At 46.1% G+C, this 14,834-nt stretch carries 16 protein-coding genes; 13 read left to right on the top strand and 3 right to left on the bottom strand.

What is annotated here, in order from left to right; translation table 11 throughout:
- Window positions 1–35: 35 nt before the first annotated feature.
- Complete coding sequence (locus ACOZIO_RS00160) at window positions 36–953, bottom strand: LysR family transcriptional regulator (protein WP_042569315.1); 918 nt, start codon at window positions 951–953, stop codon at window positions 36–38.
- Window positions 954–1,083: 130 nt separating this feature from the next.
- On the opposite strand from ACOZIO_RS00160, the gene ACOZIO_RS00155 reads away from it, so the two are divergent.
- From ACOZIO_RS00155 to ACOZIO_RS00125, 7 genes are all read left to right on the top strand, one after another.
- Window positions 1,084–2,481, top strand: a complete 1,398-nt coding sequence (locus tag ACOZIO_RS00155) for an amidohydrolase family protein (RefSeq protein ID WP_421594785.1) — start codon at window positions 1,084–1,086, stop codon at window positions 2,479–2,481.
- Between the two features lie 14 nt (window positions 2,482–2,495).
- Window positions 2,496–2,969, top strand: a complete 474-nt coding sequence (locus tag ACOZIO_RS00150) for a DMT family transporter (RefSeq protein ID WP_421594784.1) — start codon at window positions 2,496–2,498, stop codon at window positions 2,967–2,969.
- A gap of 56 nt (window positions 2,970–3,025) precedes the next feature.
- The gene (locus ACOZIO_RS00145; RefSeq protein ID WP_421594783.1) at window positions 3,026–3,886 is read left to right on the top strand and encodes an SMP-30/gluconolactonase/LRE family protein; all 861 of its coding nucleotides are present in this window, start codon (window positions 3,026–3,028) and stop codon (window positions 3,884–3,886) included.
- Between the two features lie 1,048 nt (window positions 3,887–4,934).
- Window positions 4,935–5,654, top strand: coding sequence for a cupin domain-containing protein (locus ACOZIO_RS00140; protein WP_024359926.1), 720 nt, complete (start codon window positions 4,935–4,937; stop codon window positions 5,652–5,654).
- 21 nt (window positions 5,655–5,675) lie between these two features.
- Complete coding sequence (locus tag ACOZIO_RS00135; protein WP_015689825.1) at window positions 5,676–6,251, top strand: DJ-1/PfpI family protein; 576 nt, start codon at window positions 5,676–5,678, stop codon at window positions 6,249–6,251.
- A gap of 4 nt (window positions 6,252–6,255) precedes the next feature.
- A complete protein-coding gene (locus ACOZIO_RS00130; RefSeq protein ID WP_421594782.1) occupies window positions 6,256–6,987 on the top strand; it encodes an HAD family hydrolase in 732 nt (243 codons plus the stop codon).
- 42 nt (window positions 6,988–7,029) lie between these two features.
- Window positions 7,030–7,911, top strand: coding sequence for a polysaccharide deacetylase family protein (locus ACOZIO_RS00125; RefSeq protein ID WP_180786675.1), 882 nt, complete (start codon window positions 7,030–7,032; stop codon window positions 7,909–7,911).
- A 38-nt stretch (window positions 7,912–7,949) separates the two neighbouring features.
- On the opposite strand, the gene ACOZIO_RS00120 is transcribed toward ACOZIO_RS00125, so the two are convergent.
- Both ACOZIO_RS00120 and ACOZIO_RS00115 read right to left on the bottom strand, forming a co-directional pair.
- The gene (locus tag ACOZIO_RS00120; RefSeq protein WP_421594781.1) at window positions 7,950–8,852 is read right to left on the bottom strand and encodes a LysR family transcriptional regulator; all 903 of its coding nucleotides are present in this window, start codon (window positions 8,850–8,852) and stop codon (window positions 7,950–7,952) included.
- Between the two features lie 426 nt (window positions 8,853–9,278).
- Entirely contained in the window at window positions 9,279–10,196 is a 918-nt protein-coding gene (locus tag ACOZIO_RS00115) for a LysR family transcriptional regulator (RefSeq protein ID WP_421594997.1), read from the bottom strand.
- Between the two features lie 142 nt (window positions 10,197–10,338).
- On the opposite strand from ACOZIO_RS00115, the gene ACOZIO_RS00110 reads away from it, so the two are divergent.
- The 6 genes from ACOZIO_RS00110 to ACOZIO_RS00085 all read left to right on the top strand — a co-directional run bounded on the left by ACOZIO_RS00110 (window position 10,339) and on the right by ACOZIO_RS00085 (window position 14,521).
- Window positions 10,339–11,043 (top strand): type 1 glutamine amidotransferase domain-containing protein, encoded by a 705-nt coding sequence (locus tag ACOZIO_RS00110; protein WP_264097743.1) that lies wholly within the window; start codon window positions 10,339–10,341, stop codon window positions 11,041–11,043.
- A gap of 3 nt (window positions 11,044–11,046) precedes the next feature.
- Window positions 11,047–12,240: an MFS transporter gene (locus tag ACOZIO_RS00105; protein WP_264097744.1), complete on the top strand. Its 1,194-nt coding sequence runs from the start codon at window positions 11,047–11,049 to the stop codon at window positions 12,238–12,240.
- 220 nt (window positions 12,241–12,460) lie between these two features.
- Window positions 12,461–13,387: a hypothetical protein gene (locus tag ACOZIO_RS00100; RefSeq protein ID WP_264097313.1), complete on the top strand. Its 927-nt coding sequence runs from the start codon at window positions 12,461–12,463 to the stop codon at window positions 13,385–13,387.
- A gap of 138 nt (window positions 13,388–13,525) precedes the next feature.
- Window positions 13,526–13,720: an AlpA family transcriptional regulator gene (locus tag ACOZIO_RS00095; RefSeq protein WP_009635172.1), complete on the top strand. Its 195-nt coding sequence runs from the start codon at window positions 13,526–13,528 to the stop codon at window positions 13,718–13,720.
- Between the two features lie 14 nt (window positions 13,721–13,734).
- Complete coding sequence (locus ACOZIO_RS00090; protein WP_264097316.1) at window positions 13,735–14,322, top strand: DUF2857 domain-containing protein; 588 nt, start codon at window positions 13,735–13,737, stop codon at window positions 14,320–14,322.
- The gene (locus ACOZIO_RS00085; RefSeq protein ID WP_224394182.1) at window positions 14,312–14,521 is read left to right on the top strand and encodes a TraR/DksA family transcriptional regulator; all 210 of its coding nucleotides are present in this window, start codon (window positions 14,312–14,314) and stop codon (window positions 14,519–14,521) included. The genes ACOZIO_RS00090 and ACOZIO_RS00085 overlap by 11 nt, the downstream gene beginning before the upstream one ends.
- Window positions 14,522–14,834: the final 313 nt, after the last annotated feature.

Below are 14,834 nucleotides of genomic sequence, written 5' to 3'. Positions count from 1 at the left end.
TTCCCATAAATATCCCTGCTACTTAAGGCGACCTTTTACAGAGAAGACCGTTTTTGACCTGCGCCATCGTTAAAAAGCCCGGCGACCCAGTCAGCAAAAGCACGCACTGCGGGAGAGAGAAAACGCTGATGCGGATAGAGCATCGTCACCGGCACTGAAGGTGGCTGCCAGTCCGCCAGAACCTCGACCAGCTTGCCTTGCTGCAGATTCTCCGAAATCACATTCTCAGCAAGCTGCGCCAGCCCAAAACCCTCAAGACACAGTCTGATATAGAGTCCCGTTTCGTTAACGGCTGCGTCTCCTTCTACCGGAACTGAAAGCATCTCAGTGCCACGCGTAAAACGCAGTTCATTGGTCCGTCTTCCCGAACCGGAAAAGTAATGGATTGCCCGATGCTGTGACAACGCTTCCGGCGTCTCAGGGATACCGTACTCCCTGAGATAGTCCGGCGAGGCACAGGTCACCCAGCGAAACCGGCCAAGGGGACGGGCAACCAGCGTGGAGTCGGTTAATTCCCCGGTTCTGATGACGCAATCCACACCTTCCTGAACAAGATCAACCTGCCGGTCGCTGACGCCAATCATCAGATAAATATCCGGATAGAGCCGGTAAAAATCTTTCAGATTCGGCATGACGATAAAATGGGCGATCCCACCGGGCATATCTATCCGCAGTCGCCCCTGGGGCCGCCTGACGGAATCGGTCAGGCTGGATTCCGTGTGTTCAATCAGTGAAAGGATTTCCCGGCACTGCGCAAGATACTGCAGGCCTTCAGGAGTGAGTCTGACCCGCCTCGTCGTCCGGTTAAGCAGACGCACCTGCAGGTATTTCTCCAGATTTTTAATCGTGCTGGTGACGGTGGAAGCTGGCAGTGACAGTGTCTCTGCCGCGCGCACAAAGCTTCCGGCTTCAGCAACCCTTATAAAAACCTGCATAGCCTGAATCCGATCCATCGTCCTGCTCCTGGGTAAAAGTGAGTCTGATTATTCGCGAATTATGAATTATGAAAACGCTTTAAGCATCTTTTTCAGGCTAATGACGTGGCGTATCGTTCCCCCATTAATCAGGAAAGAGGCAGGTTTAATGACCGACTACATCCGAAATATTGTTAACAATCAGAATGTCACTTCACAGGCTACGTTGATTCGTGGCGCGACGATACTGAGCATGGACGGGAACGTCGGTAACATTGAGCGCGGCGATATTCTCATCAACGGCTCAACGATTACCGCCGTCGGCCAGAACCTTGATGTGCCGGGTGCGCATGTCATTGATGCCACCAACATGATCGCCATGCCGGGAATGGTCGATTCTCATCGTCACGCATGGGAAGGACAGCTGCGCCGAATTAACCCAAACGCCACCTGCCTGGACGACTACAGCAACGCCACGCACTTCTCCTTCGCTAAATATTACCGTCCTGCCGATATCTATGTTGGCAACCTGCTGACGGCGCTGGGCGCTATTGACGCGGGCATCACCACGATGATCGATAACTCGCACAACAGCCGAACCGCAGCGCATTCCGATGCCGCCGTCGAGGCCCTGCTTGATACCGGCATTCGTGCCATTCATGCTTCCGGCGCACCGGTAGCTGGCGAATGGGATAAAGCGCACTGGCCGGGAAACTGGCAGCGTCTGCAGGATAAGTATTTCACCGACAACCCTGAAAGCCTGGTCTCTCTCGCCGTCATGGCCCAGCTGGAGCCGGAGTTGTGGGCCGAGGCCCGCAGGCTGGGACTGTCGATTGTCACTGAGTTCTTTGGCGCTGAGATGGGGTCTGAACTTGAGTTGCTGCATCAGCAGGGGCTGCTGGGTCCGGACAATATTTTCAATCACTGCACGGCGCTGCCCGACCGGGGATGGAAAATTCTGCGGGAGGCCGGTGTCAGGGTGAACGTCTGCCCGCGCTCAGATTCGCACTATGGCATCGAAAGCGGGATGTTCGCCATTGAGGCCGCGCAGCGTCATGGCATCAACCCTGGCCTGAGCGTAGACAATGAAACGTCGTACAGCACCGATATGTTTATGGAGATGCGCGTCGCCTTTTACCTGCAGCGCGTGATGGGCATGCATCAGCAGCAGTGCTGCGATTCTGAACATGCGCTGAAAACGCTTCCGGCGGCGCAACTCCTTAAAGCCGCGACTCTTGATGGCGCTGCCTGTGCAGGGCTGCAGGACAAAGTGGGCAGCCTGACGCCAGGCAAACAAGCCGACCTGGTGATGATTAACGTCAGTGATCTCAATCTTTACCCGTCCGGCAATGCCTTTGGCACGGTGGTTCATGCCGCCGAGCGCAGCAACATCGACACCGTCATGATCGGCGGACGCATCGTTAAACAGAACGGTAAGGTGCTGGGCGTAGACAGCGCGCGACTACGTGCGGCGATTGATGAGTCGCGTGAGCACCTTTTTGCAGCCTCTGGCTACCAGCCTGACATTTTTGCTGACACCTTCCTGCCGCTGGTGCAGGCCGACTGACCAGGATGAAAAGCATGGGTATGATCTATTACGTAATCGCTTTTGCCGCAGGCCTGGGGATCACCCTGCAGACGACCCTGAACAGCCAGCTGGCAAAGGGACTGGGCGGCGACCCGGTCACTGCGGCGCTGTTTTCATTTACGGCGGGCGCGTTCAGTCTGGGGATTTACGCGCTGCTGCGGGGTGGGTTGATGACATCGCTGGCGGCGATCCCGTCGCAACCCCTCTGGAGTCTGGCGGGCGGAATGATAGGCGCATGTGCCCTGTTCAGCTATGTCGTGCTTGCGCCGAAAATCGGGTTTTCAGCTCTGCTCGGGCTGGCGATTGTCGGACAGTTACTTTCCTCGCAGATGATTGACCATTTTGGCTTGCTGGGCGCGGTGCGGCGTCCGGTTTCGTTACTCAGGCTGGGGGGAATGGTTGTCATGCTGATCGGACTTGCCGTCATGCTTTTCGGCGATCGGCTCTCTGCACATTTTCTACAGTAACTGCGTTATCCACTTTTGCCATCGTGCAGTACGACCTTTATATCCGGAGGATTATCATGTTTTCAATTGCAGCTGAGGTCAGGAATACGCTCGGAGAGTGCCCGCTGTGGTGTGAAAGAACCCGCAGGCTCTACTGGACGGACATTGAAGCCAGTGAACTGCTCGCCATAGAAGAAGGCAATGATGCTGTGATGCGCTGGTCGCTGCCTGAACGCCTTGGCTCCTTTGCACTGACTGAACAAAGTCACATTCTGCTGATGGGATTCGCGTCAAGGCTGGCTTTCTATGATCTCAACAGCGGGTTAATTACCCCAGTGGCCGCTTCACCGGGAGACACCGGCAACCGCATAGGTGATGGACGATGTGACCGTGCCGGTAATTTTGTCTTCGGGACGATGGATGACGGTTATCCCGTTAAAGTCATCGGTAAGTTTCATCGACTCAACGCGGCAACGCTGACTGTTGAGACGCTTGGACTGCCCGATGTCGCTATACCGAACAGCATCTGTTTCAGCCCCGATGGTTTCACACTCTATTACTGTGACTCGATGCAGGGTCGGATAATGTGCTGTGATTACCCCTCGCTGCAGAACCAGCACGTGTTCGCCGAAAGCGAAGGCAGCGGCGCGCCTGACGGCTCCTGCGTGGATGAGATGGGCTATCTATGGAATGCTGAATGGGGGGGGAACCGTGTTGTCCGTTACCGCCCGGATGGGACCACAGACGCTATTCTGACGTCACCTGGAATCCAGAGCACCTGTCCGACACTCGCCGGTGAGGGTTTTACCCGTCTCTATTGCACTACGGCTACAGTGGGACTCACTACGCTGTCTGAATATGACGGTGCATTGCTCAAAGCTAAATCTGATCTCAGTCCCGGATTACCTGAAAACCGCTTTGCGGCACACACAGTTTAATGGTTTTGATACTGATAGAAATTTGGCAGTTCAGGCTCAAAGAAAACGTCCGCTTCTGGCACGGAGCAGATAGTCAAACCTCTATGGACACAGTTTATCTTAGAACAGACTCTTCAATGTTCGCTCTAGCTACGCTTCCTTTTCAAAGAACACGATAGAAACGATCAACACATGCCAGGGATTGCTCAACCCAGATTTATGTTACCCGCAACAATTCGTGGTCTTAACAGAAAGGAAACTTAGTTTTAGCTTACTTATTAGCCAGTTACTTTCAAAGATGATCCCGATCAGTGAGGCCAAATTTCAGAAGCACGTCTAGTAAACGGGCTTCTTGCTTTTCATGCTCCGGTGCCTTAAGCGCTTATTCCGATGTTTCTCTGGCTGACGTCCGGCATCAACGTGATGCCATACTTAAGTTATTGGCCAGAACATACTACCCACCCCCCAGGAAAATTCTTTAAGCACCTTGCATTGAGCTGGCATAAAAGGCGCGTCAGGTTTTCCGTATTCGCTCTGGTACCCTCATTGTCCAATGCACTTATCCGCGACTTCGTTTTCTCGATCTCATGAGAGACTCTGGCGACATCTTCAGCTTTTGCGCATAGGACAATCACCACTCCGCTGGTATCGACCTCCACAATGTCCCCAGGTTCGGCATGCATGCTACTGATGGAGACAGACTGGTTTACTGACCTGTACCCCGTCCCTACCGGATCACATAAAGCGGCCTCTGGTAAACATCGAATACATATATCATGAGCTGTATCGTGCTGACGTCCGAGTTCGGCATCTTGCTGAGCATCTTAATCGCTTGTGAGCTATGACCTCCTGACGGCATAGAATCTATGCATCTTTAACAGTACCCAAGTATAGAAGCATAGTTTTCAGTAATTATTGAGTATGAAGGACTGATCAAAAGAAACAATATAGGTAATCATCATAAAAGTTATTTCTCTCGAACTAAATAACCGTTATAGACTGAAATCACAGAACGATTGACCGAAGTGAAATCAACATTCAGCAATTCAATTAGCGGGGGAGCGACCATATGGAAATCCACAACCGGACTCCAAATGTATATGACTTGCTTGAAATAAACAAAATCCTACTTTCAACTTCAAATAATGGTGAGTCATTTGAGAAAGACTTACATCTCAATGGATTCATAGAAAAACCATGGGGATATGAGTATAGAGTTTATTGTGATTCTATTTTTGATGTATGGCGCCTTCATATATCAAAGAATCAATCCACTTCAATGCATTGTCATATACTGAAAGACACCGTCCTTATATGCCTACATGGTGATGGCGAGACCAGATTTCTTGATGGTACACATCAGGCGTTAAAATCTGGCGACAGCATATATATTGCAAAAGGTGTATTCCATCAGACTATTTCGGGAAAATCAGGTATCGAGTTAATTGAAGTTGAAAATCCAAGAAACAAATTCGACTTACTCAGACTTAAAGATAATTATGGCCGGCAAAATATGGCATATGAAAAGAAATCACAGGAACATGATCTTTTACCTCCTTTGCAACAGATAGCTGCAGGCACATTGATCAGAGAACATGACCTACACAAATTAGCATACTTTTCCGTCAAAAATCTTGATAGAAAAATGTTGAATGACGAGGATGATTTTATTTTTATTTCATTAGATGTAAAAAGCCATCTAATGGGAAAGATTCATATCCTACGAGCTAAAGATGCCATCTCAGAAATGTACTGTGGTCAGAATGTATTTTTAATTAACGTCCCGTAACGCAATAAGAAGGAAAATAACATGTCTAATCCGACACGAGTAGTGATAATCACTGGTCCAGGTTTTCAGGATCACGATGTAGTTTATACTTACTATCGTTCTAAAGAGGAAGGATACGATATATCTATTGCAACAAAGGATGGAAGTGCAGTGACAGGGAAATATGGCATCACTGTTCCTATGGATAAAAGATCCAAAGACAATATTAATTTCGATCAACTCAACGCCACTGATTTTGATGCTGTTATTCTCACTGGCGGTCATGAAGCGCCTGATAGAGTTCGCCAAGATCAGAGAGTTAAAGATTTTCTAAAGCAGATGGTAATACAGGGGAAAGTTGTGGCTGGGCTCTGCCATGGTCCCTGGATTATGATTTCTGCCGGTATTCTAAGAGACAAACTCGCCTGCGCTTATGTTGGTCTGAAAGACGATATGGTTAATTCCGGCGCCAATGTAATTGAAGCAGATGTAGTTGTCGACGGGAATATCATAACTTGCTCCTATTATGCCGAATGTGGAAAATTTATGCGTCAGACATTCGATGCAATAGATAGATGGAAGCGCGGCGAAACCCTTAAAGAACCGCTGGTGGTATAATTCGATGTTAATAGCAATGGATTTCGACGGGGTCGTGGTTGATGGAGTAGACGAATGCATGCTAATTACATGGAATGTATTACATGACAGACCTCTCAGTGATTTTAACCAAGATGTACTTCAAAACATCCCACGCCTGATGGCTAAACGGTTCAGGAAATTAAGGAATTTTGTACGCCATGACGGTCACTTTATTGCCTCATTCACTGAATTTGGTAACGAAGCTATAGATAATGACAGATTCACTACTATATATGAATCAATTCCAACTGAAGATAAGAAAATATTCAGGGATAAGTTCATTCATTATAGGAAGCTGGCAAGAAGTATCTACCCTGGTTTTTGGGCTGAACTACACCGTCCGCTATTGGATGTTTCAAATTTATTTGAAACAGCTAATGATATCTATATTGTATCAGGAAAGGATGAAGAGTCTATATTATTCATTCTAAGTAAATATGGTTTAAACATACCCGCAAATAAAATATATGGGAGGGTGACCGACAAAAACAAGACTCTTACCTTGCTAAAATCAATAGCCTTCGATAAAAATGAGGATATTCTATTTATTGATGACAATATCCAAAATGTTATTGATGCATTAGATCATGGCATTCAATCATTTTGGGCTAATTGGGGATACAACATCCCTGAGCATAAATTAATGGCCCTAAAAAAAGGAATTAATGAATTAGATACCGAGGCTCTCTTGAAATTAGTCAAGAAATCCTCTTAACGCAATATTATTTCAATTTTTCTGTATGAGGAGTAATAACTCATGGCGAAAGAAATACTATGTGGTTTTGGAGTGGGTGTAGATGCCGTTGCAGGCTGGCTATCTTCTTATGGGGGAGAAGATTCTCCAAGCGATATATCTCGCGGTATGTTCGCTGGCGAAGTAGGTACTCCGCGTCTTCTGAATCTATTTGACCAGTTTAATATCCCCACAACCTGGTTTATGCCTGGTCATTCCATTGAAACCTTTCCTCGGCAAATGGAAGCAGTTGTCAATGCTGGACATGAGGTCGGGGTTCATAATTACAGTCATGAAAACCCAATATCTATGTCGCCTGACCAAGAAAGAGAAGTCCTTCTAAAAGGCATTGACATGGTCACAAAATTAACAGGGAAGAGACCTACTGGGTATGTCGCTCCATGGTGGGAATTTTCTCCTGTAACCACAGATCTTCTATTAGAAAATGGCATCAAATATGACCATTCACTAATGCATCATGATCATCAGCCTTATTATGTCAGGAAAGGTGATTCCTGGACCAAGATAGATTATTCCAAGACACCGACCGAATGGATGAAACCGCTGGTACGCGGAGAAGAGACGGACCTCATTGAATTACCAGCCAGTTGGACAATCGACGATATTCCTCCTTTCATGTTCATGAAAACAAAACCCAACAGCCAAGGTTTCATGAATCCCAGGGACATCGAACAGTTGTGGAGGGATCAATTCGATTGGGTCTACCGTGAGCATGAATATGCGATCTTTACTTTTACGATTCACCCGGACGTATCTGGACGCCCGCACGTATTAATGATGCTCGAACGCCTCTTAACTCATATGCTTGGTCATCCAGGGGTGAAATTCCTAAAATTGAATGACATTGCAGATGACTATGCCAAGCGATCGCCACGGATAAAATAATGACACGGCAGCCGATAAGGCTGCCTATTTTATGTATCTCAAACCATAAATCCGCTATTTTTTGATAGTTCGAGGATTCTGTCTCTGATTCCTGAAACGAGTGGGTTACGTAATGAGCTATCAATCCATACCAAATAGATTGAATTTACGGGGAGTCTCTCATGGACATTGACTTCAACGATCTGACCTCCTGCTATGCTTTGGGCGCATAAATACTCAGGCATCACAGTCCAACCAATATTTTCTCGGATCATTCTTTCTAAAATCCGCAAATCCGGTACAGTAATAGACGGACGAAGCAGTGCAAAAAATCGCGAAGAATCCTGGAAAACCTCCCTTATCAAGGGTAACTGTTCATCGTAAGCTATTAGAGGAAGCTTCGACAGCGTATCAATCACGTCCTCGTTTTCTTTGAAGTTATCTGCTATAAGTGACGCTACCACAACTATTAACTTTTCCATTCCAATTTCAGCATATCCAAACTTTTGTTTATCCGGTATAGAAGTCGTGAAACCTAATTGACAACTTCCGTCCAGAAGACAGCTGTATATGCGCTTCCTATTTCCTGTCAAAACTTTAAATTTAATACCTTCATTGAATAGTATTTTCACCAAGTACGGTAATTTTGACCACATTAATTCTGCTGGCCCGATGAAAGATACTGTCCCCGAGGACTTTCTTGTACGTGATCTAAGCATCGACAACTTCAGTTCAATCGTTTCTAAATCTGAAGCCACCAATCTCGCCAATTCCTCCCCATCCACTGTAGCCACCACACCATGTGAACGACGAGTAAAGAGAACACACCCGGTAAAGGCCTCAAGTGAATGAATGTGGGCAGACATTGCAGGCTGGCTTATGCCCAACCGCATTGCCGCTTTTGAAATCGAACCAGCTTTGTATACTTCAACAAAACTTCGTAACTGAACCAGATAGCTCATACTGCGCACCCTTAAGAGCTTGAAGCTCTCCGATTACGGCATAAAATCGAAAGCCTGCACAGTATTATGTTATAAACATGTTTCGTTAATACTTCTACACATATTAACTTATTTTAACAATTAAAGGTTCTTATAGGGTACGGATAGCATACAGCAATATAACACATTGATATTATTATATTTTATGTGTATTATATCTGGTTAGCATTAAGGTTTCACGCATGCCATAAGGTTCGGATTGGCGTGTTATTCTCTATAATATACTCTGGGGATTGATAGTCGCTAAACCTTTAAATTGGCTAAACAATCATTGTATTTTTATCTATTAACGTTGACAACCTCAACTCAAATCGAGTTATCACAAATTCCGTTGGTCAGCGAAGCGGTTAGCTTCTGTTAGACCGGTTCGGACTATCTTTCGGAACATTAATCATCATCCCATGGTGCCCGTTTCCATTTTTCAGTCATGAAATCGATAAATACACTTAGCCTACGGGGTATAGGTTCTCGCCGCGCCCGGACAACACTGATCTGAGATGTGTTTGCTTCCCAATCAGGCAGAACTCGGCAAAATTTCCCAGCCCTCAATTCATCATGAATATCCCAAGTTTCTCGAAGAGATATGCCAAGCCCCGCCAAACTCCAGGCATGCAATACATCTCCGTTGTCACTGATAAGGTTGCCAGTAACGCTGATGCTTCTTTCATGACCGGCTTTACGTAAAGTCCATGAATTGTGTAAAAAACCCGGGTAAGCGAATACTAAGCAGTTGTGATTTAAAAGATCTTCTGGTCGCTCAATGGGTGGATGATTCTTCAGATATTCGGACGATGCGATGAGAATACGTCTATTATTTGCTATTTTTCTGGCCAGAAGGCGAGAATCAGCCAGATCCCCCATACGAATAGCCAGATCGAAATCACCACTGTAAAGATCCTGGATTTGGTCAGATAACCTTAAATCAAAGCCCACCCTCGGATGTACTTGGCAGAATGCAGCTATCGCAGGAGCAACATATTTTCGGCCAAACGGTGCGGGCGCAGTCAAACGAATATTTCCGCTTAACTCCTCACTATCCCCTCGGGAAAGTTCCTTCATCTCATCCAGAACGGCCAACGCTACGCGAGCCTTCTCAGCTATAGCTCTGCCCTCGTCTGTAATACGTAGATTACGGGTGTTTCTTTCAAAAAGGGTAGTGCCAAGTGCAGTTTCCAGCCTGGCTATCTGCTTGCTCACCATCTTGGGGAGTATCTGTAGGTCTCGTGCTGCGGCAGAGAAATTGTTTCTGTCGACGACGTGTAAAAACACTTCAAGGTCGTCATTTCTCAAGTTTATTTTGTTCATTTTGGGGTAAGTGTTTGTCCGTTTAGGTCTATTTAAAGGATAAATAGATTGTTCCACAATAAGACTCAATATGACAAGTCTGTTATGTCGCATGCAGTCAGAAGAATTTTGCTTTAAGTCCCCCCATATAGAGGAAGTTAAAATGCCTAAACGTATCCTGTTTGTATTGACCAGCCATGACCGTAAAGGTCAAGCCGAGAGTAAAGATGCCGCACCCAGTGGTTTCTATCTTTCTGAGGTGTCTCACCCCTACGATGTACTCACAAAAGAAGGATATGAAATTGATTTCGTGAGTCCCAAGGGGGGCAAGACACATGTTGACGGTTTAGACCTCAGTGATCCGGTTAACGCCTCCTTTTGGAATAATGATTCCTTACGCGAGGCAACTAAAACCACATTAAAACCCTCGCAGATTGATCCTGACGTCTATGACGCCGTCTTCTATGCAGGAGGGCATGCGACGATGTGGGATCTCCCTGACAATATAGAGTTGGCGGGTGTTTCATCACGAATTTATGAAAAGGGTGGCATTGTCGCTGCGGTTTGTCATGGCCCCGCCGGATTGGTGAATATTCGGCTTTCCGATAATGAATATCTGGTTGCGGGCAAAAAGGTGTCAGCTTTTACCAACGATGAAGAACGTGCTGTAGGGTTGTACGACATTGTTCCATTCTTACTTGAAGACACGCTGAAGCAAAGAGGTGCTGAGCATCTTGCAGCCGCAAATTTTCAGCCACAGGTGATTGTCAGCGAGAGATTAGTGACCGGACAGAATCCCGCTTCCGCAAAAGGAGTCGCTGAGGCAATGCTGCCTTTGTTGGCTTCTATTGAAAATAGAAGAGCCTGAGTTATGAAAGAACGCATGCCTTTTGTTATATATGTCTTTGCACTCTGCGCTTTTGCTTTGGGATTCACTGAATTTGTCACGATCGGCTTAGTTTCCAGGATATCAGCTGATCTAAACGTCAGTGTCAGTCATATAGGTACAGCGGTGACAGCCTACGCCCTCGGTGCCGTAATTGGTGCTCCGGGATTAACTGCGTTGGCAACACGATGGCCTCGTAAAAGATTATTACTTGTTGCTATGGGCCTGTTTACAGTTGGCAATGGTATCGTCAGTGCGTCTGAGTCCCTAACGCCTATGTTGATTGCACGATTTGCTTCCGGTTTAGGGCACGGAGTGTTTCTTGCTGTTGCTTCAAGTGTGGCAACCCAACTGGCTGGGCGACATCGTGCTGGCGCCGCTGTTTCGGTCGTTTTTGGCGGTCTTACAATTGCGTTGGCATTAGGCGTACCACTTGGTACCTACATCGGTAGTCTGTTGAGTTGGCAGTCTATATTCATGGCAGTAACGGCAAGTGGAGCGATCGGTTTCATTGGATTGGCAATGCTGATGCCCACGGATCAAAATGATCCCTCCTTGCAAGCAAAAGCCATGGACGGTTTAAAAGCCATGTTCAACCCACTACTGCTTGCGGGAGCAGGAATTACAGTTTTGGCCTATGCAGGATCTTTTGCCCTGTATACGTATATTTCCCCGATTCTACTTCAGGTAACGCATGTAGACGAGCGTACGAGTAGTTTGCTTATGTTGGTCTACGGCGTGATGGCCGCTATCGGGAATGTCTGGGGTGGTCGCCTGACTGACAAGCAAGGTGCAGACCGTGCCGTGATGACAATTCTTATTGGTCTGGCGATCGTCCTCTTTGCTATGTGGTTCTCTGTCTCATCCTTAATGTTAATGGCACTGTTTATTGGGTTGCTTGGAGCATTGACATACGCAGCGGTCCCCTCAATGCAAGCAAGAGTGATAGGGCTATCTCACATACATGCACCTGAAGCTCCAGCTGTGGCAGCAGGACTGAATATTGCCGGTTTTAACGGAGGAATTGCATTAGGGTCGCTATTGGGGGGTGTAGCACTGGATGTTACTGGTCTTACAAGCCCTACTTGGGTTGGAGGCGGAGTAGTAATCGTTGGTATTTTGTGGATGTTATTACAAATAAACTCTAATAAAAGACGCACCACCTCAGATTACTCCTGATAGTACACATAGCATTTAAAATGGCTCAGTGAACACCAAATCACTGAGCCATTTTATTTTACCTCTTTGAAAAATGTCACAACCAAACACAGGTTATTTTTTATTTTATAAAATCAGCCTATATCATTCTGATCTATTTCATATCAATCAGAACTTTAAACATCTTTCAAAAGCACAGCGAAATTCATCAGCAATATCATTGTGTGAAAGGAGATGTATTATGTCAGACAATCCAACTTGCCTAAACATTAGAGATGGAATTCCAGACTGGATAACTATCAGGGAGGCGGTAAGACTTCTCAGTGGATTGAATGGGTGTAAAATAAGAAAAAGTGATTTTTATCGATTTGCTCTGCAAGGGAAAATTCGGTTTTCAATATATTTTCAATCCCCTGTAATATTGAGGAAAATTAAATCACAAAATCATAAATTAAAGCTAAGACCAATAAAAAGTTCGTCAATGATGAAATCATTCACGCTTGCCGAAAGTTCCTTTGTCAGCGAAAACAATTTAACTTTCAGTACTGAAGGAAGATATATCCACCCTGTACAAAGAGTCATTGACACAACATTGCTCGGCTATGAATATGTCCTTATACAGCGTTTACTTGCACATTCATTAAAGATACCATCACCTGTAACAGGAGCAAAGTCGAATAATTATGGCATTACTGTTTGTTTATTGGGGGAAACGTTTCAACTTTTCGAAAAGATGACATGGCATGAAAGAATCGAACGACACGTAAAAAGGCTACCTAAAGATATTTCATCAGATGATTACGAAGATATAATACTAAACGCCACAAAGAAAGATTCGCATAAATATTATTTTCCTATGCATGAATTACCGAGTGATGCCTGCTTTGTCCTCAGAAAAAGTGAACTTGATAAGTTGATCAACAAACCGATCGAAAAAGAAATACTTCAACCGTCTCCAACTCGAATATCCACCCCTCTATCACGCCTCTTCTGGCTTGCCTGCAAAAATAATGAAACTATCAGTCCGTTAATCATGCAACCGTATAAACTATTGTCCATTTTTGAACAATGGGCATCAGAGGAAGGCATTACCGATCGATTCAGTGGCGACACGCTCAAAACTGCGCTTGAGCGCGGCTCGCCCCCTTCCCTACCAACACAAAAGTAAGATGATGCCCTTCGCTATGAAAACCCGTATTAAGGATTGTATTTTCCGTAATACGGGCTCATCAACTTTATCCACTCCACGACTTTGTGTTGTCGTGTGTTCTCCCGGCTAGTGCTATATCTGCCACAGGAGAATACCGTGACATCTCATCAGTTATTACGCCTGAAACAGGTTGAAGAAAAAACGGGCCTGAAGCGCTCTCAAATCTATCTGTATATGAAAGACGGTACCTTCCCTCGCTCAATCAAGATTGGCCCAGCCAGTGTCGCCTGGCTCGAATCGGAAATTGACGAATGGATCAATATTAAATTAGTTCGCCGCTCAATAGGCTGAAGGGAGAAAACACCATGATTATCCCGTCACTGAATTACGCCGTTTTAACCGATGCCTTGCATGCATTGAAGGATGGCAACATTCGTTACTGTGAATCGCTAGGATTCACTTTCGACGAAATGAATGCCCTTAACCAGTTGTCACTTGACGAACTGTTTATCATCAGTCGGGAGTCTGCGCAGTTTTTGGCTGTGACGGTTCATCACGACGCATTACGCCTGCTTCTGGCTAAATCCCGTGAAGAGGTTCTGCAGCAACAGCGTATCAACCACGCAATCCGGCTGGGTGGGTCAATTGCGCTACTCAACAAGTATTTTGGCCTCACCTCCAACGAAGTTTGCCTTCGCCGCCGGTTACTGGGCGTCCGTGTGCCTTATGGCCGGACGCCAGAGCCGGACGAAGATACGGATGCAGCCATCTGGCTGCAATGGCAACAATGCCGGGTGGCCAACCTGGAATCGACCGATGCGCTGGTCGCCATGATGCAGGTAACGCAAACCCTGCTGCCGAAAGTCGAAGGGTTGTCACTGACCATCGTCTGGAAGCGTATCGCACTTTGCGAACGGGAGGCGTCAGACCGGAGGGCCACACATGCCGGATGAGATCGACCGCGATCAGGAATTTAATGAGCAACGACTGGAAGAGATGATTGAACAGAGTCGTTTTAAGCCAGGGTCTACACCATCATTATTCCATTGCCGTATATGCGGAAAGCCCATTCCTGAAAAGCGACGGCAGGCACTTCCGGGCATAACCACCTGCACGGAATGTCAGGAAAAACTTGAACGCCGAAGACGTTAATAATGGTCACAGAGACATGCAGGAATATTTCTCCTGCATGTCTCTATCATTAACTATAAATCCACAGTCGTCTTTATTATATATTTCACTTCCTTTTATTTACCCCAAAGCTTATCCCCTTCCACCGCTAATTTATCTCTCTCATTTTAACTTTGAATTTATCGTTTATATACCGCACCGGATATCTGATCCTGAAAGCGTCATTACATAATAGTTACCCGTATTGACGTTAATTCGCCTGAATCAGGCATTGCTCTTTAAAAATAAGGTTCGGGCTGTCACGAAACCACAATTCAGGGTGCCGCTGAATGTT

Origin of the sequence: Rahnella sp. PD4 (assembly GCF_049199325.1) — a bacterium.
Lineage (GTDB): Bacteria > Pseudomonadota > Gammaproteobacteria > Enterobacterales > Enterobacteriaceae > Rahnella > Rahnella perminowiae.
Note: the sequence above shows the minus strand (reverse complement) of the source record. Positions and strands in the feature narration are given on the sequence as shown.

Excerpts from the sequence above, each read along its gene's own strand:
- ACOZIO_RS00100 (WP_264097313.1), top strand. The coding sequence starts at position 12,461 with ATGTCAGACAATCCAACTTGCCTAAACATTAGAGATGGAATTCCAGAC.
- ACOZIO_RS00160 (WP_042569315.1), bottom strand. The coding sequence starts at position 953 with ATGGATCGGATTCAGGCTATGCAGGTTTTTATAAGGGTTGCTGAAGCC.
- ACOZIO_RS00085 (WP_224394182.1), top strand. The coding sequence starts at position 14,312 with ATGCCGGATGAGATCGACCGCGATCAGGAATTTAATGAGCAACGACTG.
- ACOZIO_RS00105 (WP_264097744.1), top strand. The coding sequence starts at position 11,047 with ATGAAAGAACGCATGCCTTTTGTTATATATGTCTTTGCACTCTGCGCT.
- ACOZIO_RS00110 (WP_264097743.1), top strand. The coding sequence starts at position 10,339 with ATGCCTAAACGTATCCTGTTTGTATTGACCAGCCATGACCGTAAAGGT.
- ACOZIO_RS00120 (WP_421594781.1), bottom strand. The coding sequence starts at position 8,852 with ATGAGCTATCTGGTTCAGTTACGAAGTTTTGTTGAAGTATACAAAGCT.
- ACOZIO_RS00125 (WP_180786675.1), top strand. The coding sequence starts at position 7,030 with ATGGCGAAAGAAATACTATGTGGTTTTGGAGTGGGTGTAGATGCCGTT.
- ACOZIO_RS00150 (WP_421594784.1), top strand. The coding sequence starts at position 2,496 with ATGGGTATGATCTATTACGTAATCGCTTTTGCCGCAGGCCTGGGGATC.
- ACOZIO_RS00115 (WP_421594997.1), bottom strand. The coding sequence starts at position 10,196 with ATGAACAAAATAAACTTGAGAAATGACGACCTTGAAGTGTTTTTACAC.
- ACOZIO_RS00140 (WP_024359926.1), top strand. The coding sequence starts at position 4,935 with ATGGAAATCCACAACCGGACTCCAAATGTATATGACTTGCTTGAAATA.
- ACOZIO_RS00090 (WP_264097316.1), top strand. The coding sequence starts at position 13,735 with ATGATTATCCCGTCACTGAATTACGCCGTTTTAACCGATGCCTTGCAT.
- ACOZIO_RS00135 (WP_015689825.1), top strand. The coding sequence starts at position 5,676 with ATGTCTAATCCGACACGAGTAGTGATAATCACTGGTCCAGGTTTTCAG.
- ACOZIO_RS00155 (WP_421594785.1), top strand. The coding sequence starts at position 1,084 with ATGACCGACTACATCCGAAATATTGTTAACAATCAGAATGTCACTTCA.
- ACOZIO_RS00130 (WP_421594782.1), top strand. The coding sequence starts at position 6,256 with ATGTTAATAGCAATGGATTTCGACGGGGTCGTGGTTGATGGAGTAGAC.
- ACOZIO_RS00145 (WP_421594783.1), top strand. The coding sequence starts at position 3,026 with ATGTTTTCAATTGCAGCTGAGGTCAGGAATACGCTCGGAGAGTGCCCG.